This window comes from Streptomyces sp. NBC_00669 (genome assembly GCF_036226785.1).
In the GTDB taxonomy this organism is placed as follows: Bacteria; Actinomycetota; Actinomycetes; order Streptomycetales; family Streptomycetaceae; genus Actinacidiphila.
Map to the genome: position 1 here is coordinate 8,359,017 of NZ_CP109018.1, position 20,074 is coordinate 8,379,090.

General features: G+C 74.7%; 16 protein-coding genes. 9 read left to right on the forward strand and 7 right to left on the reverse strand.

The genetic code is table 11. The features are described 5' to 3' along the window. Positions 1 to 340: 340 nt before the first annotated feature. Together glgA and glgC are read left to right on the forward strand one after the other, a co-directional pair. A complete protein-coding gene (gene glgA / locus OG896_RS35250; protein ID WP_329371896.1) occupies positions 341 to 1,513 on the forward strand; it encodes a glycogen synthase in 1,173 nt (390 codons plus the stop codon). A gap of 189 nt (positions 1,514 to 1,702) precedes the next feature. Further along, positions 1,703 to 2,923, forward strand: coding sequence for a glucose-1-phosphate adenylyltransferase (gene glgC, locus OG896_RS35255; RefSeq protein ID WP_329371897.1), 1,221 nt, complete (start codon positions 1,703 to 1,705; stop codon positions 2,921 to 2,923). An 81-nt stretch (positions 2,924 to 3,004) separates the two neighbouring features. Here the strand turns inward: glgC and OG896_RS35260 are convergent, their stop codons facing one another. The 7 genes from OG896_RS35260 to OG896_RS35290 form a co-directional block, all read right to left on the reverse strand. Then, on the reverse strand, positions 3,005 to 4,321 hold the full coding sequence (locus OG896_RS35260; RefSeq protein ID WP_329371898.1) for an MAB_1171c family putative transporter: 1,317 nt from the start codon (positions 4,319 to 4,321) through the stop codon (positions 3,005 to 3,007). Next, on the reverse strand, positions 4,314 to 4,838 hold the full coding sequence (locus OG896_RS35265; protein WP_329371901.1) for a ParH-like protein: 525 nt from the start codon (positions 4,836 to 4,838) through the stop codon (positions 4,314 to 4,316). Before OG896_RS35265 ends, OG896_RS35260 begins: the two co-directional genes overlap by 8 nt. 93 nt (positions 4,839 to 4,931) lie before the next feature. Continuing rightward, the gene (locus tag OG896_RS35270) at positions 4,932 to 5,456 is read right to left on the reverse strand and encodes an XRE family transcriptional regulator (RefSeq protein WP_329371903.1); all 525 of its coding nucleotides are present in this window, start codon (positions 5,454 to 5,456) and stop codon (positions 4,932 to 4,934) included. A 202-nt stretch (positions 5,457 to 5,658) separates the two neighbouring features. After that, a complete protein-coding gene (locus tag OG896_RS35275) occupies positions 5,659 to 7,029 on the reverse strand; it encodes an MFS transporter (RefSeq protein WP_329371905.1) in 1,371 nt (456 codons plus the stop codon). 9 nt (positions 7,030 to 7,038) lie between these two features. Further along, positions 7,039 to 9,714, reverse strand: a complete 2,676-nt coding sequence (lanKC, locus tag OG896_RS35280; RefSeq protein ID WP_329371907.1) for a class III lanthionine synthetase LanKC — start codon at positions 9,712 to 9,714, stop codon at positions 7,039 to 7,041. 135 nt (positions 9,715 to 9,849) lie between these two features. After that, positions 9,850 to 10,065, reverse strand: coding sequence for a hypothetical protein (locus OG896_RS35285; RefSeq protein ID WP_329371909.1), 216 nt, complete (start codon positions 10,063 to 10,065; stop codon positions 9,850 to 9,852). Positions 10,066 to 10,171: 106 nt separating this feature from the next. Continuing rightward, on the reverse strand, positions 10,172 to 10,336 hold the full coding sequence (locus OG896_RS35290) for a hypothetical protein (RefSeq protein ID WP_328461171.1): 165 nt from the start codon (positions 10,334 to 10,336) through the stop codon (positions 10,172 to 10,174). Between the two features lie 265 nt (positions 10,337 to 10,601). Here OG896_RS35290 and OG896_RS35295 point away from each other — a divergent pair, with 265 nt between their 5' ends. The 7 genes from OG896_RS35295 to OG896_RS35325 all read left to right on the forward strand — a co-directional run bounded on the left by OG896_RS35295 (position 10,602) and on the right by OG896_RS35325 (position 19,991). Then, the gene (locus OG896_RS35295) at positions 10,602 to 12,470 is read left to right on the forward strand and encodes a BTAD domain-containing putative transcriptional regulator (RefSeq protein ID WP_329371913.1); all 1,869 of its coding nucleotides are present in this window, start codon (positions 10,602 to 10,604) and stop codon (positions 12,468 to 12,470) included. Positions 12,471 to 12,771: 301 nt separating this feature from the next. Continuing rightward, positions 12,772 to 13,887 carry a radical SAM protein gene (locus OG896_RS35300; protein WP_443057200.1) on the forward strand — a complete coding sequence of 372 codons (1,116 nt, stop codon included), beginning with the start codon at positions 12,772 to 12,774 and terminating at the stop codon, positions 13,885 to 13,887. Then, complete coding sequence (locus tag OG896_RS35305; protein ID WP_329371915.1) at positions 13,884 to 14,618, forward strand: iron-containing redox enzyme family protein; 735 nt, start codon at positions 13,884 to 13,886, stop codon at positions 14,616 to 14,618. Before OG896_RS35300 ends, OG896_RS35305 begins: the two co-directional genes overlap by 4 nt. A 113-nt stretch (positions 14,619 to 14,731) precedes the next feature. Next, on the forward strand, positions 14,732 to 14,905 hold the full coding sequence (locus OG896_RS35310; RefSeq protein ID WP_328473812.1) for an aroma-sacti cluster domain-containing protein: 174 nt from the start codon (positions 14,732 to 14,734) through the stop codon (positions 14,903 to 14,905). A 33-nt stretch (positions 14,906 to 14,938) separates the two neighbouring features. Next, on the forward strand, positions 14,939 to 18,490 hold the full coding sequence (locus OG896_RS35315; RefSeq protein ID WP_329371916.1) for an adenylate/guanylate cyclase domain-containing protein: 3,552 nt from the start codon (positions 14,939 to 14,941) through the stop codon (positions 18,488 to 18,490). A gap of 95 nt (positions 18,491 to 18,585) precedes the next feature. After that, the gene (locus OG896_RS35320; protein WP_329371917.1) at positions 18,586 to 19,428 is read left to right on the forward strand and encodes a S8 family peptidase; all 843 of its coding nucleotides are present in this window, start codon (positions 18,586 to 18,588) and stop codon (positions 19,426 to 19,428) included. A gap of 41 nt (positions 19,429 to 19,469) precedes the next feature. Next, on the forward strand, positions 19,470 to 19,991 hold the full coding sequence (locus OG896_RS35325) for a GAF domain-containing protein (RefSeq protein ID WP_328473810.1): 522 nt from the start codon (positions 19,470 to 19,472) through the stop codon (positions 19,989 to 19,991). Positions 19,992 to 20,074: the final 83 nt, after the last annotated feature.

Here is a 20,074-nt window from a genome sequence, read left to right on the forward strand (position 1 = left end):
CGCACCGGGGTTGTGCTTGCCTGTGGGCACGTCCCAGTGGACCCACGAATACGCCGGCGCCCCATTCGTCAGTAAACGGCCGTTACGGTGATTGCGGGCGGTCATGGGTGGCAAACGGGTGGCAACCAGGGGCAAGAGGTGACAACGGGCCGACTGTGGCCGAATACGGGTCAACCGAAACGCACCCGCACCGCGTCCGTGCGCCGGTTCACGTGCGGGCGCTCCCGCGGTCCTTCGCCGAACTGCGCGGGCGCCCCCGGAACCCGACCCGTCCACCGGGATAGCTCCGCCCGTTACCGGGGAAGGCAAGGAGCACGGTTGCCAACGGTCGGAGGTCCCCATGAAGGTCGCACTGCTGACCCGGGAGTATCCCCCGGACGTCTACGGCGGCGCGGGCGTCCACGTCGAGTTCCTGGCCCGCGAACTGCGCGCCCTGCTCGACCTCGAAGTGCACTGCTGGGGCGAGGGAAGCGCCGCCGGAGTGGTCCGCCACCGCGCGCCCACCACCCTCGACGGCGCCAACGACGCGCTGCGCACCTTCGCCGTCGACCTGCAGATGTCCGCCGCCCTCCAGGGCCGCGACCTGGTGCACTCCCACACCTGGTACGCCAACCTCGCCGGCCACCTCGGCAAGCTCCTGTACGGCATCCCGCACGTGCTGACCGCGCACTCGCTGGAGCCGCTGCGCCCCTGGAAGGCCGAGCAACTCGGCGGCGGCTACGCCCTGTCGAGCTGGGCCGAGCGCACCGCGATGGAGTCAGCCGACGCCGTGGTGGCCGTCTCCGACGGCATGCGCGGCGACATCCTCGCCTGCTACCCGGCGCTCGACCCCGACCGGGTGCACGTGGTGCGCAACGGCATCGACACCACCACCTACCGGGCCGACCCGCGCACCGACGCCCTCACCCGGGTCGGCATCGACCCCGACCGCCCCTACGTGCTGTTCGTCGGCCGGATCACCCGGCAGAAGGGCGTGCCGCACCTGCTGCGCGCCGCCCGCGCGATCGACCCCGCCGCGCAGCTCGTGCTGTGCGCGGGTGCCCCCGACACCCCCGCCCTGGACCGGGAGTTCAGGTCGCTGTTCGACGAACTCAGCTCGGTGCGCGACGGCGTGCACTGGATACCGGCGATGCTGCCGCGCCCCGCCGTGGTGCAACTGCTCACCCATGCCGCGGTGTTCGTGTGCCCCTCGGTGTACGAGCCGCTGGGCATCGTCAACCTGGAGGCGATGGCATGCGGCACCGCGGTGGTCGCCTCCGCGGTCGGCGGCATCCCCGAGGTCGTCGACGACGGCGAGACCGGACTGCTGGTGCCCTACCGGGAAGGCCACGCCGAGGAGTTCGAGGCCGGGCTGGCCCGGGCCCTGGACCGGGTGCTCGGCGACCCCGCGGCCGCGGCCCGGATGGGCGAGGCGGGACGGCAGCGCGCGGTCCGCGAGTTCGGCTGGGACACCGTCGCCCGCCGCACCGCCGACCTGTACGAGGCGGTGGTCAAGGCCGGCGCGGCGCCGTAACGGGTGCCGCGACGCAGCGGACGAGGACGCGGCGCGCGAGGAGCGGTCGTACGGAGGCACGGCGTACGGGCGAACGGTCGTACGGCGAACGGTCGTACGGAGAGCAGGCGTACGCGGATGTACGCGGACACGGCGTACGGGGACACGGCGTACGGAATCGACTCATCACGACGAACAAAGGGGGCGCCGATGCGCGGTGGTGGACCTTCGGTCCTTGGCATAGTGCTGGCCGGCGGCGCGGGGAAGCGGCTGATGCCGCTCACCGCCGACCGGGCGAAACCGGCTGTGACGTTCGGCGGGACGTACCGCCTGGTCGACTTCGTGCTGTCCAACCTGGTCAACGGCGGCATCCTGCGGATCTGCGTGCTGACCCAGTACAAGTCGCACAGTCTGGACCGCCATGTCACGACCACCTGGCGGATGTCCAGCCTGCTGGGGAACTACGTGACGCCGGTGCCCGCCCAGCAGCGGCTCGGCCCGCGCTGGTACCTCGGCAGCGCCGACGCGATCCTCCAGTCGCTCAACCTCATCCATGACGAACAGCCCGACTACGTCGCGGTGTTCGGGGCTGACCACGTCTACCGGATGGACCCGCGGCAGATGCTGGACCAGCACGCCGAGCACGGCGCGGGCGTCACCGTCGCCGGGATCAAGGTGCCCAGGGCCGAGGCGTCCGGGTTCGGTGTGATCACCCCCGGCGCCGACGGGGTGCAGGTGGAGCGTTTCCTGGAGAAGCCGGCCGACCCGCCCGGCCTGCCCGGTGACCCCGGTCATGTCTTCGCCTCGATGGGCAACTACGTCTTCACCACCAAGGCGCTGCTGGAGGCGCTGCGCGAGGACGCGGAGGACCCGCAGTCCGTGCACGACATGGGCGGCAGCATCCTGCCCCGGCTCACCTCCCAAGGCGCCGCGCAGGTCTACGACTTCGACACCAACCACGTCCCCGGCGAGACCGTCCGCGACCACGGCTACCGGCGGGACGTCGGCACCCTGGACGCGTACTACGAGGCGCACATGGACCTCATCTCCGACCGGCCCGCCTTCAGCCTCTACAACCGCGACTGGCCGATCCACACCAACCCCGGGTCGCTGCCGCCCGCGAAGATCGGCGCCGGCGGCATCGTGGGGGAGTCCGTGATCAGCCCGGGCTGCGTGGTCCGCGGGCAGGTCACCCGCTCCGTGCTGTCACCGGGCGTCATCGTGGACTCCGGCGCCGTCGTCCAGGGCTCGGTGCTGCACCACAACGTGCGGGTCGGCCGCGGCGCCATCGTCCGCGGCGCCGTGCTCGACAAGAACGTGGACGTCCCGCCCGGCGCCACCATCGGCGTCAACCCCGAGCGCGACCGAGAGCTGTACACCGTCTCCGACGCGGGAGTGATCGCGCTGGGCAAGGGCAGCCAGGTGGGCTGACCGCAGCCCGCTCACCCGCTGCCGCAGCCCGCTCGCCCGCTGCGGCAGCCAGCTCACCCGCTGCCGCCGACGGGAGCCGGTTCAGCCGGTCCGCGGGCCGGCGCCGTCCGCGTCGGAGCGGGGGACGCCGGGTACGCCGGGCGCGCCGGAGCCGCCGGGGCCGCGGCCGGCGTCCCGGCGGCTGACGTCCACCGCGTGGCGGACGCGGCGGCGGACGTCGGCGACGGCGGGCGAGCCGGTGAAGGCGGCGGTCACCTCCAGCAGCCAGGCGGTCTCCGCCGCCACCGTCCCCGGCACCGGGGGCGGCGCGGGTGCCGCGGGCGCCTGCCGCGGGGCGCCGGCCGCGTCGCACCGCCGTCCGGCCCGCTTGTTCTCCAGTGCCGCCGCGATGGTGGCCGCTTCGAGCACCGCGTGCCGGTCGCGGTCGCGGTCCCCGGCTTCGGCCTCGGCCGTCCACCGGGCGACGTCGGAGTCGAAGTACGGGCGCAGCGCCAGATGGCCGTCGTGGATCTCGATCACCCGCCGGTAGAGGGCGAACTCGGCACGTGGCAGGCCAGGACGGCGGTCGGTCACCGACGGGTCGAGGGCGATCTGCGGCAGTTCGCGGTGCAGGGCCGACCACAGCGGTTCCAGCGCCCGGTAGCGGTGGTAGGCGCGCAGCCACCGCACGGGGGCACCGAGGGCGTCGCCCCACAGCGTGGCGGTGGCGCCGCCGGTGGCGAGCAGCGCGGTGATCGCGCCCAGGGCGGAGGACACCATGTCCTCGCCGATGTCCTGGTGGCCGACGCTCAGATCGGAGATCACGTCGTCCAGCGTCCACGCGGTCCAGGCGGCACCGAACGCGGCGGCGAGCATCATCAGCCGCAGCCCCGTCCGCAGCAGCCCCGGGGCGGTGCGCTCGACGTGGTCGGCCAGTTCCCTCGCCAGGACCAGCAGGCACCAGGCGCCGTAGGCGGCGAAGAGCGCGCTGTACGACGCCAGGGCCCACCGGTGGCCGGGGGAGACCGACAGCTGCTCGCTCGTGGTGGCGGGGCAGGCCGCGAGGAAGAGGGCCACGGACGCCGCCAGGGTCGCGCCGGCGGTCCAGACCTGGCGGCGCGCCGCACGCCGTCCGGCTGTCGGGGACCTGAGGGCGTTGGCCACCAGCACGAGGAAGGCGAAGGCGGCCAGTTTCAGGTCGTGGGTGATCAGCCCGACCAGCGTGTCGAGGGTCGGATCGCGCGACAACCGGTCGGTGACGGAAGGGGCGTTGAAGACCAGCGCCAGGCCCATGCACAGTGCGAAGCCGGAGACGTGGCGCTGCGCGGAGTCCGCCCGCGCGCCGCGGGTGATCGCCAGCCGGTGGGCACCGAAGACCAGGAAGAACGCGGCCCCGAGGAACGACAGCAGGTCAGCCATCGGCGCGGCCCGGCGCCGGGGCCTCCGGTGTGCCGAACAGCCGGTCCAGCCGGGCCCGTTGGGGGTGGGGCGGCGGCGCCGGGCGGGTGCTGCCGGCCGCCTGGACGGTGCGGGTCAGGATCAGGGAGGCGACCAACTCGGCCTCCTGCTCCTGCGGTTCGGTGTACACGGTGCGGCCGAGCACCCGCTGGACCAGGGACGCCGATAAGTGCGGCAGCAGGACCTGGGCGGCGGCCGACGCGGCGGCCGCGGTCTCGTGGTGGCCGCAGATCAGGTGGGCCGCCTCGTGCAGCAGGATGTGCTGCTGGTGCAGGGCGGTGGTGTCGGCCGCGTACACGATGCAGTCGGCGTGGTCGGTGGTGACCAGCAGGCCGCACGGGGTGTCCCGCGCGGAGGAGACCGGCACCAGCTCGATCGGACGGCCGCGGGTGCCGGCGAGCATCCCGACGAAGACGGTCGCGTCGAACGGGCTGGGCAGTTCGAGTGCGTCCACCGTCCGCTGGCAGCGCTGCCACATGGCCCGACTTCCGTCACTTCTGGTACGTCTCACACGCTGTCCCTTTGTCCGCCGGCCGGAACCGCGAGATCTCACGGAGGAGTTCGAGCACGCTCAGAGTTCGCGACTCGGTGAACCGCGCTCCCTGCGGGCGAGCACGTCGATCATGTCGCTGATCGTGGCCGCGTCTTCGGGGGAGAGGTTGACCGCGCGCAGCGCCATGCTGCGCACGCCGGCGTCGCGCAGCGCGCCGAGCAGCTCCAGCTCCTTGGTGATGGCGGCGCCCTGCTCGTCGTCGAAGAAGTATCCGACGGGGACGTCGAAGAACTGTGCCAGGGCTTCCAGATGGCGCTTGGTGGGATTGTCACGGCGCCCGGTGCGCAACTGCCACAGGTACGTCGCGGAGAAGCTCTCCCCGGTGGCCTCACGGCAGGCGCGGGCGACTTCCTCGTGGCTGTACGGCTCGCGGGTGGGGCGCCGGATGACCTGGAAGAGCGCGTCGATCTTGCCGGCGAGCGTGGAGCCGGACCCAGAGCCCGAGCCGGAGCCGGAGTCAGCGGACGCGGCGGCGGAACCGCTCGTGGTACCCGTCGCCGAACTGCCCCTGGAATCGGCCGCGGTGGGAGCGTTCTCGCCCATCATCCGCCTCCCCCACGTCGTGCCGGCCAGGCTGGGGTGCCCCCGCACCCGGGTTCATCCTAGCTGGTGCGCCCACGATCCCGGAATGGCCGGCAGGCGTGTGCCGGCCCGTCGGCGGCGGTGCGTCCGCTCCCGGCGCCGCCGCCGACTGCCTTACGTGACAAGGGAGTCGCTGTCCGTCCACCTGCCCGCGGCGGCCCGCTCAGACCGGCGCGGGCGCCGGCTCCGGCGTGCTCTCGATGCGCCGCGCGGCGCGCAGCGCGGACGGCAGGCTCAGCGCGATGCCGGCCAGGGCGATCAGCCCCATGGTCCACAGCGCCCCGCGCACCCCGATCCAGTCGCCGAGCACACCGCACCCCAGCGCGCCGACCAGGCCGGCCGCCGCCAGGCACACCTGGAGCGCGGCCATCGCCCGGCCGAGCGTCTCCTCCGACATGTCGGAGACCAGTACGGAGCTGACGGCCACGTTGGCGATCGCGCCGAAGAAGATCGGCAGTCCGATGCCCATCGCCGCGCAGAACGCCGCCAGCGGAAGCGGCCCGGCGGCCAGCGGCAGCAGCAGGCTGCAGACCATGCCGGCGGTGAAGGCGCCCAGCATCACCCGGCGGGCGTTGCGGCCCGGCGTCAGCACCCGTCCGGCGACGGCGGAGCCGGCCAGGCCCATCAGCCCCGAGAGCGCGAAGAGGGAGCCGTAGGCGGCGGTCGGCAGGTGGATCACCCGTAGCAGGAACGGTCCGGTGAGGGTGGTGACGCCGGCCAGCGTCGCGGCCGGCACGATGATGAACACGCCCAGCGCGCGGTGGAAGGCGTCCCCGGTGAAGACCCGCATGCCGGCCATGGCGCCGCGCAGCATGGTCAGCACGGAGGGCGCGGGGCCGCGTGGCACGAGATCGGGGGCGCGCATGGTCAGCAGGGCGGCGGCGCTGAGCGCGTAGCTCGCCACGTCGACCGACAGGGCGGCGGCCGCGCCGAGCACCGCGATCGCGGGTCCGGCCAGCAGGCGGCCGACGAGCGCGGCGCCGTACTGTCCGGCCTGGAGTCTGGCGCGGGCGCCGCCGATGCCGTCGGGGCCGACGAGCTGGCGCAGGTGCAGGAAGTACACGGCCGTGGAGAGGGTGGACGCGCCGCCCATGACGGCGCAGAGCACGCCCAGCCAGAGCAGCGAGACGGCGCCGGCGGCCAGCCCCAGGGCGACCACGCCGACGGCCACCGCGCAGATCAGGTCGAGCAGGATCAGCGCGCGGCGCGGGTGGACGAGGCGGTCGGCGAGCGCGCCCGCGGGGAAGCCGAAGAGCAGGATCGGGGCGGTGGCGGCGGCGCTGATCAGGCCGATGGCCCCCGCGGACGCGTTGAGGTGCACCACGGCCACGACCGGCAGCGCGATCGCGGTGAAGACCGAGCCGAACGCGGAGGCGGTCTGGCCGCACCAGTAGAGGTTGACGTCGCGGTCGACGGCCCAGCCCGAGCCGCCCGCCTTCGTGCCGCCCGCCTTCGTGCCGCCTGTGTCCGTACCGGCGGCGCCCACGCCGTCCGTTGCCTCGCCCGCCGGCCCGGCGGCTGTCTCACGGCTCATCGGTGCACCTCACCGGGTCACGACGGGACGGGCGTACGCGCCGGCCAGCGCGTCCACGGTGAACAGCGGATCGGGCGCGGGGTCCAGGAGCTGGGTCAGGAAGAGCAGCACGCCTGCCGAGCCGCTCCACAGGTCGGCGCTGAACCGCATGAGCTGGTCGCCGAGGAAGCGGACGCCGGTCTCGTGCGGCACGGCGAACTTGAACAGCCCGCGCGCGCCGCGGATCGCGTCGGCCCTGGCCGCTTCGTCGCCCGTCGCCTCCGCGTACTCGGCGAGGCCGAAACCGAGGCCGGACAGCCCCTGGTACAGGCCGGGCATCACGGTGTACGTGGTGCGCATCGGGACCAGCAGCAGCGGCAGCGCCCGCGCGAGCCGCTCGTCGTCCACCACCCGCGCGTAGCGGACGGCGGTGTGAGCGACCGACGCGGAGCCGCAGTAGAGGTACGGCAGGCTGCGCTGGTCGGTGGCGGAGACCGGGAAGGCCAGGCCGGGCGCCTCGGGGTCGGTGGCGCGGTCGAGTTCGGCGTGCAGCAGCCGGACGCCGCGGCCCAGCCCGTCGGCCGACCCGGTGACGGCGGCGAGCTGCTGGAGCATCAGGGCGATGCCGGTCCGGCCGTGCATGACGCCGGTGGCGTCGTCGAGGCCGAGGCGCTCGGTGAGGTCGGCGTCGGACGGCAGCGCCGCCGCCAGCTCCATGGCCCGCTCGACGTGCGACGCGTCGCGGGTGCGGCCGTACATCGCCAGGTGGGCGAGGGCGACGCCGGAGGTGCCGCCGAAGAGCGTCGCCGACGACCCCGAGGTGATGATCGGGTGCTGGTCCGCGACGGCGAGCAGGTCCCGCGCCTCGTCCAGCATGCCGTGGTCGGCGAGCACCCAGGCGATGCCCGCGGCGCCGGCGAACAGCCCCGGGGCCAGGCGCTCGACGCCGCCGAACACGTCGTCGCGCAGCCGCTCCAGCGCCCCTTGCGGCAGTGCGCGGCCGGCTCGGGTCAGGGCGTGCAGGACGCCCGCGGAACCGTAGGCGAGGCACTGTGTGTTGCTGTGGTAGCCGTCGGCGATGGTGGGGAACACCCGGTCGGGGTGGGTCGGGTCGGCCATGGCGATCAGCGCGTCCGCGGTACGGTCCCGCAGCTCGGCGAGGTGCCGCAGCGGGTCGGCGGCCACCTCCTCGGGCGACGGGAGGGGCGTGACACCCGCCACCGCGGCGCGCGGCTGGTGGAACCTGACGGCCTTGCGCCACAGCGGTTCCGGCACCGGCGCCCGCTCCAGCAGGTCGGCGCGCAGGTGGGCGAGGGTGTCGGGGTTGCGCTGCGCCACCTGGTGGTAGGGCCCGACGAGCAGCAGGGCGAGGCCGGCCAGCCCGTACTCGTCGTGGATCAGCCGGTCGTCGCCGACGAGGTCGGCGGGGACCGCGTAGCCGGGGGTGCCCATCACCAGGATCTCGTCGGCGTCCGCGCGCTGGGCGGCCTCGAAGTCGACCAGCCGGACGCCGTCGTCGTCGTCGACCATCACGTTGCCGGGGCTGACGTCGACGAAGAGGTAGCCGGCCGCGTGCAGTTGCTCCAGCGCGCTCTCGATCCGCGCGAGCACCTTCTCGCAGCGGGCGTAGTAGTCGCCGTACTCGTGGGGTTCGCGGCCGACGCCGAGCATGGCGTGGTGGGAGACCATCCAGCGCTGGAGCGTCTCGCCCTCGATGAACTCGGTGACGAGGAAGTCGTGTTCCCACTCGCGGAAGTAGGCCAGCGGTTGCGGGGCCAGGCCGGGCGCCGTCTCGTGCAGCGCGGTCAACGTCTCCCACTCGGCGCGCAGTTGGTCGGGCGCGGTGGTGTCGCCGTGGGCGATGCCGGTGTGCGCGCGGGCCTCCTTGATGAACACCTGGCGGCCGGTGGCCTGTTCCAGGCCGCGGTAGGCGCCGCCGGAGTTGGTGAACTGCAGGGCCTCCTCGAAGACGTACCCGTGGAAGCTCACCGAACCCGCCTTGCGGGCCGACCCCGTCTTGCGTGCTGACCCCGCCTTGCGTGCTGGCCCCGCCTTGCCGGCCGGCTTCGCGCCGGCGGGGCGGCGCTCGGCGAAGGGGTCGGTGATGCCGGGGGGGAGGTGGAAGGACACGCCGCGGCGGTCCTCCCGGAGTTCGCCGTCGCCGCCGCGGACCAGCAGGGTGTGCGTGCCGTCGGCGTTGACCCGCTCGCGCGGCAGGAAGGCGCCGTAGCGGTAGTGGACGGTGCGCGAGTCCCGGTAGCGCCGGTCGGTGAGGATGAACGGGCCTTCCTCGTCGGCGAGTTCGGTGCGCAGCTGCTCCATGAGGGCGCGGGCGGCGGGGACGCTGGTGGGATACGCGGCGATGAACTTGCCGCTCTGCTGGCGGGCGGCCTGCTTCTGGTGCGTCCACCAGTAGAAGAGCCGGCCGGCCAGGTGCTTGAAGGCGATGTCCTGCGCGAAGCAGACGGCGGCGACGGTGTCGAGGACGTGCTGCTGGCGGCCGGGTCGCGCGGACACGTGCACCTTCCAGCCGTCCTCGACACCGCGCAACTGCCTTCCCCGGTGCCACATCGTCCAGATGCCGGACTCGGTCTCGGTCCAGCCGTCCGGTACCCGCTCGGGACGGTAGATCTCCCCGCGGTCGCGGGTGGTCTCCAGCGGTGCGTAGAAGTCTCGGTCCGCGACGACGAACGGGAACGGGATCATGGGCCTCTCCGGTACGGATCGACGGATCGACGGGGCGGATCGACGGGGGTGGCGGGGCCGATCGACGGGGTGGCGGTCCGGCTCCGCGCCGGCGGGGCGACGCCGGACGGGCGTCAGGCGGCCGTCAGGCGCGCGTCAGCAGCAGACGATGACGCTGGTCGCGCTGAGCGAGGTGGGGACCGGGGCGGTCACGGACGTCTTGACGTCCATCCCCTGGAGGTCGAGCGGCCCCGCGAGGTGCGCCTCCACCTCGAACTCGCCGCCGTCGGCGGCTGGTTCGGGCGCGCCCTGCCCGTCGTCGGGCGCTGCGGAACTGGGCACCGCGGAACTGGGCTCTGCGGCATCGGCCATGGTCAACTCCTGTCGGTTCCGGGCCTCCGGACGGCCCGGGCGGGCCGCACCGGCACAACGCGTGTGTGGGTGGCGCGCCGCGAGGCGCGCCACCCACATCGTCCGGTCAGGCGCAGGCAGCCAGGCTGACCGTGCTGCCGGGGGCCACCACCGGCGAGTTCACACCCATCTCCTGGAGGTCCAGCGGGGCCTCGGAGTGCGCCTCGACCTCGTTGTCGGTCTCGGTCTCGGCGGCGTTGTCCTCGTTGGTCGGGTCGACGGCGTCAGCCATGATCGTCTCCTCGTCTCGGCGGATGTGAAGCGTTGCTGGGAACGTCTCAGAAGGTAGGACCGGCGAATTCGGAACCGGTCTATCCGCGGTATGCGGTCGGTATCGCCGCAGTTCGGCGGGGGTTGGCGGCAACAGCCGCGAACGAAGGGGACGTTGCCCTGTTCACCTGGGCGACATCGTCTGATATAAGTCATTCGGCTGATGTCATTCATCTCAGCTCACGATCCGCTGTCCGGATCAGCCGGTGGGAAAGGTGAAACCAGAAATGGCCGAACCAGCGCGAACGGCGCACGACAGCCTGCGGCTCACCGTCCTCGGCCCACTGTCCGTCGGCACGGCCGGCGGCCCGCTCCCGCTCGGTCCGCTCAAGCAGCGGTTGCTGCTGGCGATGCTGCTGTGCCGCCCCAACACCCCGGTGTCGCTGGACCTGTTGACCGACACCCTGTGGGACGGCAGGCCGCCGCGCACCGCGCGCAAGAACATCCAGGTGTACATCTCCGCGCTGCGCAAGCTGCTGGACCGGGTCGGGGCCGGCGAGCGGCTCGCCCATCACGCGGGCGGCTACCTGTTACGGGTGCGCGACGACGAGCTGGACGCCCTGCGCTTCCAGCGGCTGGCCAGGTCCGCCCGCGAGGCCACCGCGCAGGGCGCGTTGGGACCGGCGTCCCGGATGCTGCGCGAGGCGCTCGGCCTGTGGCAGGAACTCCCGCTGCGCGAGCTGCGCTTCTCGCCCGCCGTCAGATCCGAGGCGGAACGCCTCGACAGCCGCCACCTCCAGGTCTACGAGGACTGGGCCGAGGTCGAGCTGCGGCTCGGCCGCGCCACCGAAGTCGCCGAGACCGTGGGGGACCTGGTCGAACGCCACCCCGAGCGCGAACGGCTCCGCGCGGTGCAGATGACCGCGCTGTTCGACCAGGGCCGGCAGACGGAGGCGCTCGCCGCGTACGCCGGACTGCGCCAACTGCTCGCCGTCGAGTACGGACTTCAGCCCAGCGCCGCGCTGGAGACGCTCTACCGGTCGATCCTCGGCGGCGGCCCGCACGAGCCCGGCGGCCCCTTCGCCGCCTCCGGCCCGCGGACCGCGCCGCGCCGCGCGGGCGGCGCGCTGGGCACCCTCCTCCCGCAGGACCTGGCGGACTTCACCGGCCGCGACCGGCATCTGCGGTCGCTGCGCGGCCTGTTGGACGGTGAGCGGCGTCTCACCGTCCTCACCGGTCCGGTCGGCACCGGCAAGACCGCGCTCGCGGTGCACACCGCGCACGGTCTGGCGGCGGAGTTCCCCGACGGCCGGGTGCTGCTGCGGATGCGCGACGCGACCGGCCATCCGCGCCCGGCCGCCTCGCTGGTGAGCGAACTGGCCCGGATGGCCGACCTGCCCGAACTGCGGGACGAGAGCGACGCCGACGAGGTCGCCGCCGCGTGGCGGGCCTGGCTGGCACCTCGCCGGGTCCTGCTGGTGCTGGACGACGCGGCCGACGAGGCGTCCGTGCGGCCGCTCGTCCCCGACACCGGCGCCAGCGCCGTACTGGTCACCGCACGCGCCCAGTTGGCGGGACTGGTGGCGGCGAACCGGCTGGAGCTGGCTGCCTTCGACCAGGCCGAGAGCCTCGAACTGCTGGGCCGGATCGTCGGGCACGAGCGGCTGCGGTCGTGTCCGGAGGCGGCCGAACGGATCGTGGCCGCGACCGGGATGCTGCCGCTCGCGGTCAGGGTGAGCGGCCTGAAACTCGCGGTACGGCGGTACCTGCCGCTGTGCGAGTACGCCGAGCGGCTGGCCGACAGCAGGGCCGTCCTGGACGAACTGGTCGCGGGCGACGCCGAGGTGCGCCCGCGGCTGGCGAGCGGATGGCGGGAGCTCGCCGCGGCGGACCAGGCCACGCTCTGCCTGCTGGCGGAGCTGCCCGAGGGGCCCTTCACGCTCCGCCAGGCCGCCGAGGCGCTCACCTGCGACCAGGACGACGCCCTGCACAAGCTGGAGTCGCTGATGGACGCGGGCGCGCTGCCGGCGCCGGACTGCGAGGTCACCGCGCACGCGGCGCTGTACGAACTCCCGCGGTTGGCGAAAGTCTACGCGCGTGAACAATCCCTTCGGCAGGCGCTGCACGTACGACCGCTGCCCCGCGCCACCGCCTGAGGCCCGGGCGCGGGCCCGGCGGCGGCCCGGCGGAGGTGGTCCGGAAGCGTGGTCCGGAGGCGGGGGCCCGGAAGCGTGGTTCGGAGGCGCCGATCCGGCAGCGGGGGCCCACAAGGGTCGTCCGGAGGCGCCAATCCGGATTGGCGGCCCGGAACCGGTGCCCCGGGAGCCGCGCCCGTAATCGGCGCCCGCAACCGGTTGCCGCCGCCCGGTCGCCCACGGCTCCGAGCTGCGGACATACCGTTTCCATACCGTTTCCTACCTTGCCTCGAACCGCCCCCGCCGACACTTCGGGAGGACGATGAGGGAGCGTGTGATGGAACTCGCCGAACTGATGACACTGCGTCCGCTGCCGGGCGCGGGACTGCTTCTGACCGTCACCGGCCGTTGCCCCCTGCACTGCGCGCACTGCTCCACCTCCGCCACCATGGCCTCGGGCGAGCCGGACGCCGGCCAACTCCGCTCCTTCGTCGGCACCTTCACCCCCGAGCAGCATCCCTCGGTGCTGATGATGACCGGCGGAGAGCCGTTGCTGCGGCCCGAGTTGGTCGCGTCGCTCGCCACGTCCGCGCGTACGGCGGGCACCAGGACCGCGCTGCTCACCGGTGCCTTCTTCGCCGGCCGCGCGGACCGCCCCGGGCAGGCCGCGGCCGTGCCGGAGCGGATCTGGCGGGCCGTCACCTCCGTCGACCACTTCTCGGTGAGCCTCGACGCCTTCCACGAGCGCGAGACCGGCCGCGCCCCCGTGTTCGCCCTCGTCCGGCGGGTGCTGGACGCCGGCATTGCCACCAGCTTCCACCTGGTCGGCGCCGGCACCGACGACCCGTACCTCGCCGACGTCACCGCGGACATCCGCCGCACCTTCGGCGACCGCGTCCCGATGCTCGTCAACTCGCTGCGCCGGGTGGGGCGCGCGGCCTCCTGGGCCACCGCCGACACCGCGCTGCCCGATCCGGAGCGGGCGCTGCCCTGCTCGATGGCCGCCTGGCCGGTGGTCGCGGCCGACGGCACGGTCGTCGCCTGCTGCAACCAGGACGTCGTCGACCGCAGACCCGCCCCCGCCCACCTGACGCTCGGCCACATCGGCACGGACGGCTGGCCGGCGATCCGGACCCGGGTGCTCGGCTCGCCGGTGCTGCGGATGATCAGGACCGTCGGCCCGGCCAACCTCCAGCACCGGTACGGCGCCGCGGGGGCGGCCGGCGCGCGCCGCGGCTACTGCGAGGGCTGCCGCGCGTTCGGCGACGACCCCGCCGTGCTGGCCGCCGCGACCGCGGCCGGCGGCGGGCCGGCGGGCGCGCTGCTGGACCGGTACGCCGCCCGCGGCCAGGCCGAGGCGGGCGCGGTCGCGCTGGTGCGGCGGCACGGCTGCGCGCCCTACGCCGACCTGGTCGCGCTGCCCGGAGCGGAGCGATGAGCGCCGGTACCGCGGTGTCCGCGAGCACGGCGCTGCGGGCCCGGCTGCGGCTGACCGCGCCCGCGGTGCGGTCCGCCACCGCGGCCATGTGGCGCTCGCCCGGACTCGGCCCGCGCTACGGCGGCTACCTGGCGGCGATGCACGGCGTGATCCGCGCGTCGGTGCCGCTGATGGAACGGGCGGTGCTGCGCTGCGCCGAAGTCGGTCCCGCGGAAAGGGTGTTCGGCCCGGCCGACCCGGTGTGCGGGCCGCTCGCGGATTACCTGCGGGGGCACATCGAGGAGGAACGCGGCCACGACGACTGGCTGCTGGCCGACATCGCCGCGCTGGGCGGGGACCCCGCGGCGGTCCTGGACCGGCAGCCGCCGCCCGTCGTCGCCCGGCTGGCCGGCGCGCAGCACTACTGGATCGAGTACCACCATCCCGTCGCGCTGCTCGGCTACATCGCCGTACTGGAGGGCAACGCGCCCGCGCCCTGGCTGGCGGACCGGATCGCCGCCGCCGGGGTGCCCGAGGCGGCGCTGCGCACCGTACGCGGCCACGCCGAGCTGGACACCGGGCACACGGCGGCGCTCTTCGCCCTGCTCGACGAGCTGCCGTTGGACCCGTCCCTGGTGAACGCGGTCGTGATGAGCGCGCTGCACACCGTGGACGGGCTCGTCGAGCTGTTCGCGCACATCGGCCGGGCAGCGGAGCCGGATCACTCCAGGGAGAGGACGCACACGTCATGAGCGACGCGGCGGCGCAGGACCGGAACGGCAACGGCAATGGCAACGGCAGTGGCAGTGGCGGCGGGACCGGGCGGGGCGGGGACGGCGGTCACCTCGCCGGCGACACCCTCGACGTGCTGGAGTCGCACGGCTTCGGCGTCTCCGAACTCACCGAGGAGCAGCGGGACGTGCTGCGCGCGCTGAGTTCCGAGGAGCTGTCGATGATGCTCGACATCAAGGCGCGGCTGGACGAGGTGGGCCCCGAGGTGCAGGCCCACAGCGAGATCGCCGGAGGCGCGCTCTTCTGAGCCGCTCCACGACCAGCGGGAAGGGACCCGACCATGCGCTGCGCTGCGTGCGATGCCGAGCTTCCGTCCGAGGCGCGTTTCTGCCCGTCCTGCGGCACCCCGGCCGCCGTGCGGGCCCCGGGAGTACCGCAGGAGGAGCGCAAGGTCGTGACCGTGGTCTTCTGCGACCTGGTCGGATCGACGGCGCTGTCCGGCGTGCTCGATCCGGAGACGCTGCGCACCGTGGTGCTGCGCTACTTCGAGCGGATGCGGGAGTGCCTGGAGGAGTTCGGCGGGACGGTCGAGAAGTTCATCGGCGACGCCGTGATGGCCGTCTTCGGCGTCCCGGTGACCCACGAGGACGACGCGGCACGGGCGCTGGCCGCCGGGCTGGCCATGCTGGACGCCGTACAGCGGCTCAACGACACCGAGTTGGGGCCGTCGCTCGGCATCAGGATCGGCGTCCGGATCGGCATCAACACCGGCCCCGTGGTGACGGCGTCGGACGTCTCGTCCCGGCAGGCGCTGGTGTCGGGGGAGACGGTCAACGTCGCGGCTCGGCTGGAGCAGAACGCCGCCGAGGGCGAGGTGCTGATCGGCCCGGAGAGCCGCCGGGCCGCGGGGGCGAGCGCCCTGACCGAACGCGTCGGCCCGCTGCGGTTGAAGGGCAAGGAGGACGCGGTCACCGCGTACCGGCTCGTCGCCGTGGTCGAGGAGGAGCCGGAGGTCACCCGCCGCTTCGACGTGCCCTTCGTCGGCCGGGCCCGCGAACTGGCGGTGCTGCGGCAGGCGTTGGCCACCGTCGCGGCCCGGGACGGCCGTGGCCCGAACCTGGTGACGGTGTTCGGCGAGGCCGGCATGGGCAAGACCCGGCTGATCCACGAGTGGCGCAAGCGGTCCGGCCGCGCCTTCAACTACGGCTCGGGGCGCTGCCGTCCGTACGGCGAGCGCGGCAGCCTGGCTCCGCTGGCCGACGCCGTACGCCAACTCCTCGACGAGTTCCCGGACCTGTGGCCGGCGCGGGCCGAGGACGCCGAGCCGGTACGGGAGTTCGGCGGTGCCCGGTGCGCCGCGGCCGGAGCAGCCTCCTCCGATCCGGACACCGCGGAACGCGACGAGGTCGGCGCCGCGCTGGCCGTGCTGTCGGCCGGGCTGCTGGAGGACGGCACGCCGAACCCGTCGACGGACGACACCTGCGCGGCCCTGACCGGCCTGCTGGGCGTGCTCGCGCGCAGCCGCCCGGTCGTGCTGGTGCTGGACGACCTGCACTGGGCGAGCGATCCGCTGCTGGCGGTGGTCACCACGCTGTGCGCCGAACTCGCCTCCTCCGGCGTGCTGTTCGTCTGCGCTGCGCGCCCCGACCTGGCCGACCGCCGCACCGGATGGGGCGGCGGCGGGGCGCGGTCGCTGACCCTGCCGGGCCTGACCACGGCGGAGGCCGAGGCGGTGGCCGCCGCGCTGACCGAGGTCGGCGCGCACTGGGACGGCGGGAGGCGTCCGGCCGCGACCGGGACCGCTACGGCGGTCGGCGCCGGGGCCGGCCCTGGCACCCCGGCCGGCTCCGCCCGGGCCGGCCGGGGTACGGGCGTGCCGCCGCAGGTCCTGGAGTCCGCCGGCGGCAACCCCTTCTACCTGGAGATGCTCATCGCCGCGCTCACCCAGCCGGACTCCGGGTACCGCCCCGACGGCGGCGGCGACCTGCCGACCACCCTTCAGGCGCTGCTCGGCGCGCGGATCGGCGCGCTCGGCCGCGCGGAGCGCGCCGCGCTGGACATCGCGGCCGTCGCGGGACGGGAGTTCACCGCCGACGAGGTGGCCGATCTGGTGGCCGGCGACCGGGAGGGCGCACCCGGCGGCGCGCTGCACGCCACGGAAGCGCCCGCGGCGGAACCGGAGCCGCCGGCACCGGTGCCGGGGCCGGTCGGCGCGGCCCTCGCCCGGCTCGGCCGGCACCGCCTGCTGAGGCCCGCGGACCGGCCGCGGCCGGGCACGTACCCGTTGCGCTTCAGCAGCGGCCTCGTGCACGAGGTCACCTACCAGTCGATGGCCAAGCGGACCCGGGCGGAGCGGCACGAGCACGCCGCGCGGGCGCTGGCCGACCGGCTCGCGGGCCAGGCCCCGCCAAGCGGCGGCGCGCCGGACAGCGGCGCCACGGCCAACGGACCTTCGGGCAACGGACCTTCGGGCAGCGGCCCGTCGGGCGGCGCGCAGGACGCACCGCGCCGCGGCACCCGCCGCCTGCCGTCCGCCGAGGCGACCGCCGCCGTCGCCGGGCACCTGGAGCACGCCTACCGCTACCGCGCCGAGCTCGGCGTCCTCGGCGCCCACACCGACGAACTGCGGCTGGACGCCGTCCGGTTGCTGATCGACAGCGGCTCCAGGGCGCTCGCCCGCTCGGACCTGGCCTGGGCGGCGGGGCTGCTGGAGCGGGCGGTGGAGCTGGCCGCCGACGGCGAGCCCGAGTGGGCGGCGGCGGCCCGCCGGCTCGGCGACGTACTGCTGGCGACCGGCCGTACGGACGAGGGCCGGGCGCTGCTGCTGGGAGTGCTCGCCGCGGCGGACGCCGAACCGCGGGAGGCGGTGCGCCCGGTGGAGGCCGCGCACGCGCGGCTGGCCCTGGCCGCGGTGTCCGCGGCCCCCGACGGGAGCAGCGCGGGAACCGTCGCCCAGTGGGCGCTGCCGGTCTTCGAGAGCGCGGGAGACGACCTCGGGCAGGCGCGGGCGTGCATCCGGATCGCGCAGGAGCGGCAGTCGCACGGCCGGCACGTGGCGGCCGACGGCCTGCTGTCCCGGGCCCTGACGCACGCCCGCCGGGCAGGCGCGGAACCCGAACGGGCCCTGGCGCTGGGCGCGATCGGCGTCTCGCTGTGGCGCGGCCCGGAGCCGGTCGGCTCGGCGGTCGCCCGCAGCCGCGCGCTGCTGGCCGAACACGGGGAGCAGCGCCCCACCGTACGGCTCACGCTCAACTGCCCGCTCGCCGTGCTGCTCGCGCTCCAGGAGCGCTGGGACGACGCGCACGCCTGCCTGGCCAGGGCCCGGCGGCTGGCCGGTGAACTCGCGTACGCCGAGGGCCGCGTGGTGCTGCCGCTGTTCGCCGCCGCCGTGGCGGCGATGGCGGGTGAGGGCGGCCGGGCGCTGGACCTGCTCGACGAGGCCGACGGCGCCGCCGCGAGCCTCCAGGCCGACGGCCTGCGCGGGGTGGTGGCCCGGGAGTCGGCGCGGCTGCTGCTGGACGCCGGCCGCTACGGCGACGCGGCCACGCGGCTCGCGCGGGCCCCGGGCACGGCGGCGGCCGAGCCGGCGGACGGCGACCAGGCCGCCTCGGACACCGCCGACCTCGACGGCCTCCAGGCCAGGATCGCCGCCGCGCGCGGCAGCGCCGAGGAGGCCGAGGCGCTGGCCGCGCGCGCGGTGCGCACCGCGGCCGGCACCGACTCGCCCGTCCTGCTGGCGACCGCCTGGCTGGACCGGGCCGACGTCCTGCGCCAGGCCGGCCGCGCGGACGACGCGCGTCGGGCCGCCGCCCAGGCCGCCCGGCAGTTCGAGGCCAAGGGCCACCTGCCCGGGGCGCGGCACGCCGCCGGATGGCACCGGGTCCCGACGTGAGCCGCCCGCCGCCGGCCGCCCGGACCCCGGCCCGCCGGACCCCCGGCCACCACCGCACCGGAACGTGACACCGCCAGAACGCGAGAGGCTGCTGAATGACAACCGCCGAGCAGGGCGCCGGTCCCCGACTCACCTGGAGTCTGCGCGGCAAGCGCCCCGAGGACGTGCTGGTCGCCGCGGACGGCGAGCGGCCGGCGCCCGACCGGGACTGGGCCGGCGCGCTGGGCACCGGCGTGCGGGTGTGCGTCGTCGACTCCGGGGTGGAGGACGGCCATCCGCTGATCGGCAGGGTCGACGGGGCCTGGACGGTCCGCAAGGACGGGACGGGGACCAGCGTCGTGGAAACCGACGCCACCGACACCTGCGGCCACGGCACGGCCTGCGCGGGCATCATCCGCAGAACCGCTCCGGAGTGCGAGCTGTACAGCGTGCAGGTGCTCGGCAAGGGGTTCGGCGGCACCGGCGACGTCCTGCTCGCGGGCCTGCGCTGGGCGATCCGGCAGGGCTTCGACGTGATCAACCTGAGCCTGTCCACCACCCGGCCGCAGTTCGCCGAGGAACTGCGGGTGCTCGCCGACGAGGCGTACTTCCGCGGCACCGCGATCGTCGCCTCCGCGCACAACACGCCGGTGGAGAGCTTCCCTTGGCGCTTCGCGTCGGTGATCTCGGTGGGCAGCCACCAGGAGGACGACCCGGAGCTGCACCTGTACAACCCGAGCCCGCCGGTGGAGTTCTTCGCCCCGGGCCAGAACGTGCAGGTGGCCTGGCTCGGCGGGGCGACGATCAGGACCACGGGCAACAGCTTCGCCACGCCCTACATCGCCGGGCTCTGCGCCCGCATCCTGTCCCGGCACCGCCGGATGACGACCTTCCAGCTCAAGAACGCGCTCTACCTTTCCGCGGCCAACGTACAACTGGGCATCAGGGGTGCTTCGTGACACAGAGCAACGCAGAGACCGATCCGCTGTCGCAGGAGTTGATGCAGTCGGTGGTCGACACGGCCCGGGCCATCTTCGGCGCCCAGGCCAGTTCGGTGTTCCTGCTGGACGAGTCGAGCCACGAGCTGGTCTTCCAGGCCGTCTCGGGCCAGGGCGAGAGCTTCCTGGTGGGGCGGCGCTTCCCGGCCGAGAGCGGGATCGCCGGCTGGGTGGTCTCCTCGGGCGAGCCCATGGTCGTGGACGACCTGTCCCGCAGCGCCTCCTTCGACCGGGACTTCGCCGAGTCCACCGAGTACGTGCCCGACTCGCTGATGGCCGCGCCGCTGACGCACGGCGACCGGGTGCTGGGCGTGCTGGAGGTGCTCGACCCGGTGCCGCAGGCCAGGTCGAGCCTGAGCGAGCTGGACCTGCTGGCGCTGTTCGCCCGGCACGCGGCGGCCGCGCTGCGGGTGGTCGTGGACCGGGCGCGGCCCGCGGACGCCGGCTCCCTCGGCGGCGACGGGCGCGCGGCCGCGCTGCGGATGGCGGAGGACCTGCGGCGGCTGCTGGAGACCTCCGCCTGACCTGGACCGGGGAGCGCCGGCGGGTAGGGGCGCCCCCGCGCGACGCGCGGGCCCGGAGGTCAGCGCGTCGCGCGCCGCGCGGG

Excerpts from the sequence above, each read along its gene's own strand:
- glgA (WP_329371896.1), top strand. The coding sequence starts at position 341 with ATGAAGGTCGCACTGCTGACCCGGGAGTATCCCCCGGACGTCTACGGC.
- glgC (WP_329371897.1), top strand. The coding sequence starts at position 1,703 with ATGCGCGGTGGTGGACCTTCGGTCCTTGGCATAGTGCTGGCCGGCGGC.
- OG896_RS35260 (WP_329371898.1), bottom strand. The coding sequence starts at position 4,321 with ATGGCTGACCTGCTGTCGTTCCTCGGGGCCGCGTTCTTCCTGGTCTTC.
- OG896_RS35265 (WP_329371901.1), bottom strand. The coding sequence starts at position 4,838 with ATGTGGCAGCGCTGCCAGCGGACGGTGGACGCACTCGAACTGCCCAGC.
- OG896_RS35270 (WP_329371903.1), bottom strand. The coding sequence starts at position 5,456 with ATGGGCGAGAACGCTCCCACCGCGGCCGATTCCAGGGGCAGTTCGGCG.
- OG896_RS35275 (WP_329371905.1), bottom strand. The coding sequence starts at position 7,029 with ATGAGCCGTGAGACAGCCGCCGGGCCGGCGGGCGAGGCAACGGACGGC.
- lanKC (WP_329371907.1), bottom strand. The coding sequence starts at position 9,714 with ATGATCCCGTTCCCGTTCGTCGTCGCGGACCGAGACTTCTACGCACCG.
- OG896_RS35285 (WP_329371909.1), bottom strand. The coding sequence starts at position 10,065 with ATGGCCGATGCCGCAGAGCCCAGTTCCGCGGTGCCCAGTTCCGCAGCG.
- OG896_RS35290 (WP_328461171.1), bottom strand. The coding sequence starts at position 10,336 with ATGGCTGACGCCGTCGACCCGACCAACGAGGACAACGCCGCCGAGACC.
- OG896_RS35295 (WP_329371913.1), top strand. The coding sequence starts at position 10,602 with ATGGCCGAACCAGCGCGAACGGCGCACGACAGCCTGCGGCTCACCGTC.
- OG896_RS35300 (WP_443057200.1), top strand. The coding sequence starts at position 12,772 with ATGAGGGAGCGTGTGATGGAACTCGCCGAACTGATGACACTGCGTCCG.
- OG896_RS35305 (WP_329371915.1), top strand. The coding sequence starts at position 13,884 with ATGAGCGCCGGTACCGCGGTGTCCGCGAGCACGGCGCTGCGGGCCCGG.
- OG896_RS35315 (WP_329371916.1), top strand. The coding sequence starts at position 14,939 with ATGCGCTGCGCTGCGTGCGATGCCGAGCTTCCGTCCGAGGCGCGTTTC.
- OG896_RS35320 (WP_329371917.1), top strand. The coding sequence starts at position 18,586 with ATGACAACCGCCGAGCAGGGCGCCGGTCCCCGACTCACCTGGAGTCTG.
- OG896_RS35325 (WP_328473810.1), top strand. The coding sequence starts at position 19,470 with ATGCAGTCGGTGGTCGACACGGCCCGGGCCATCTTCGGCGCCCAGGCC.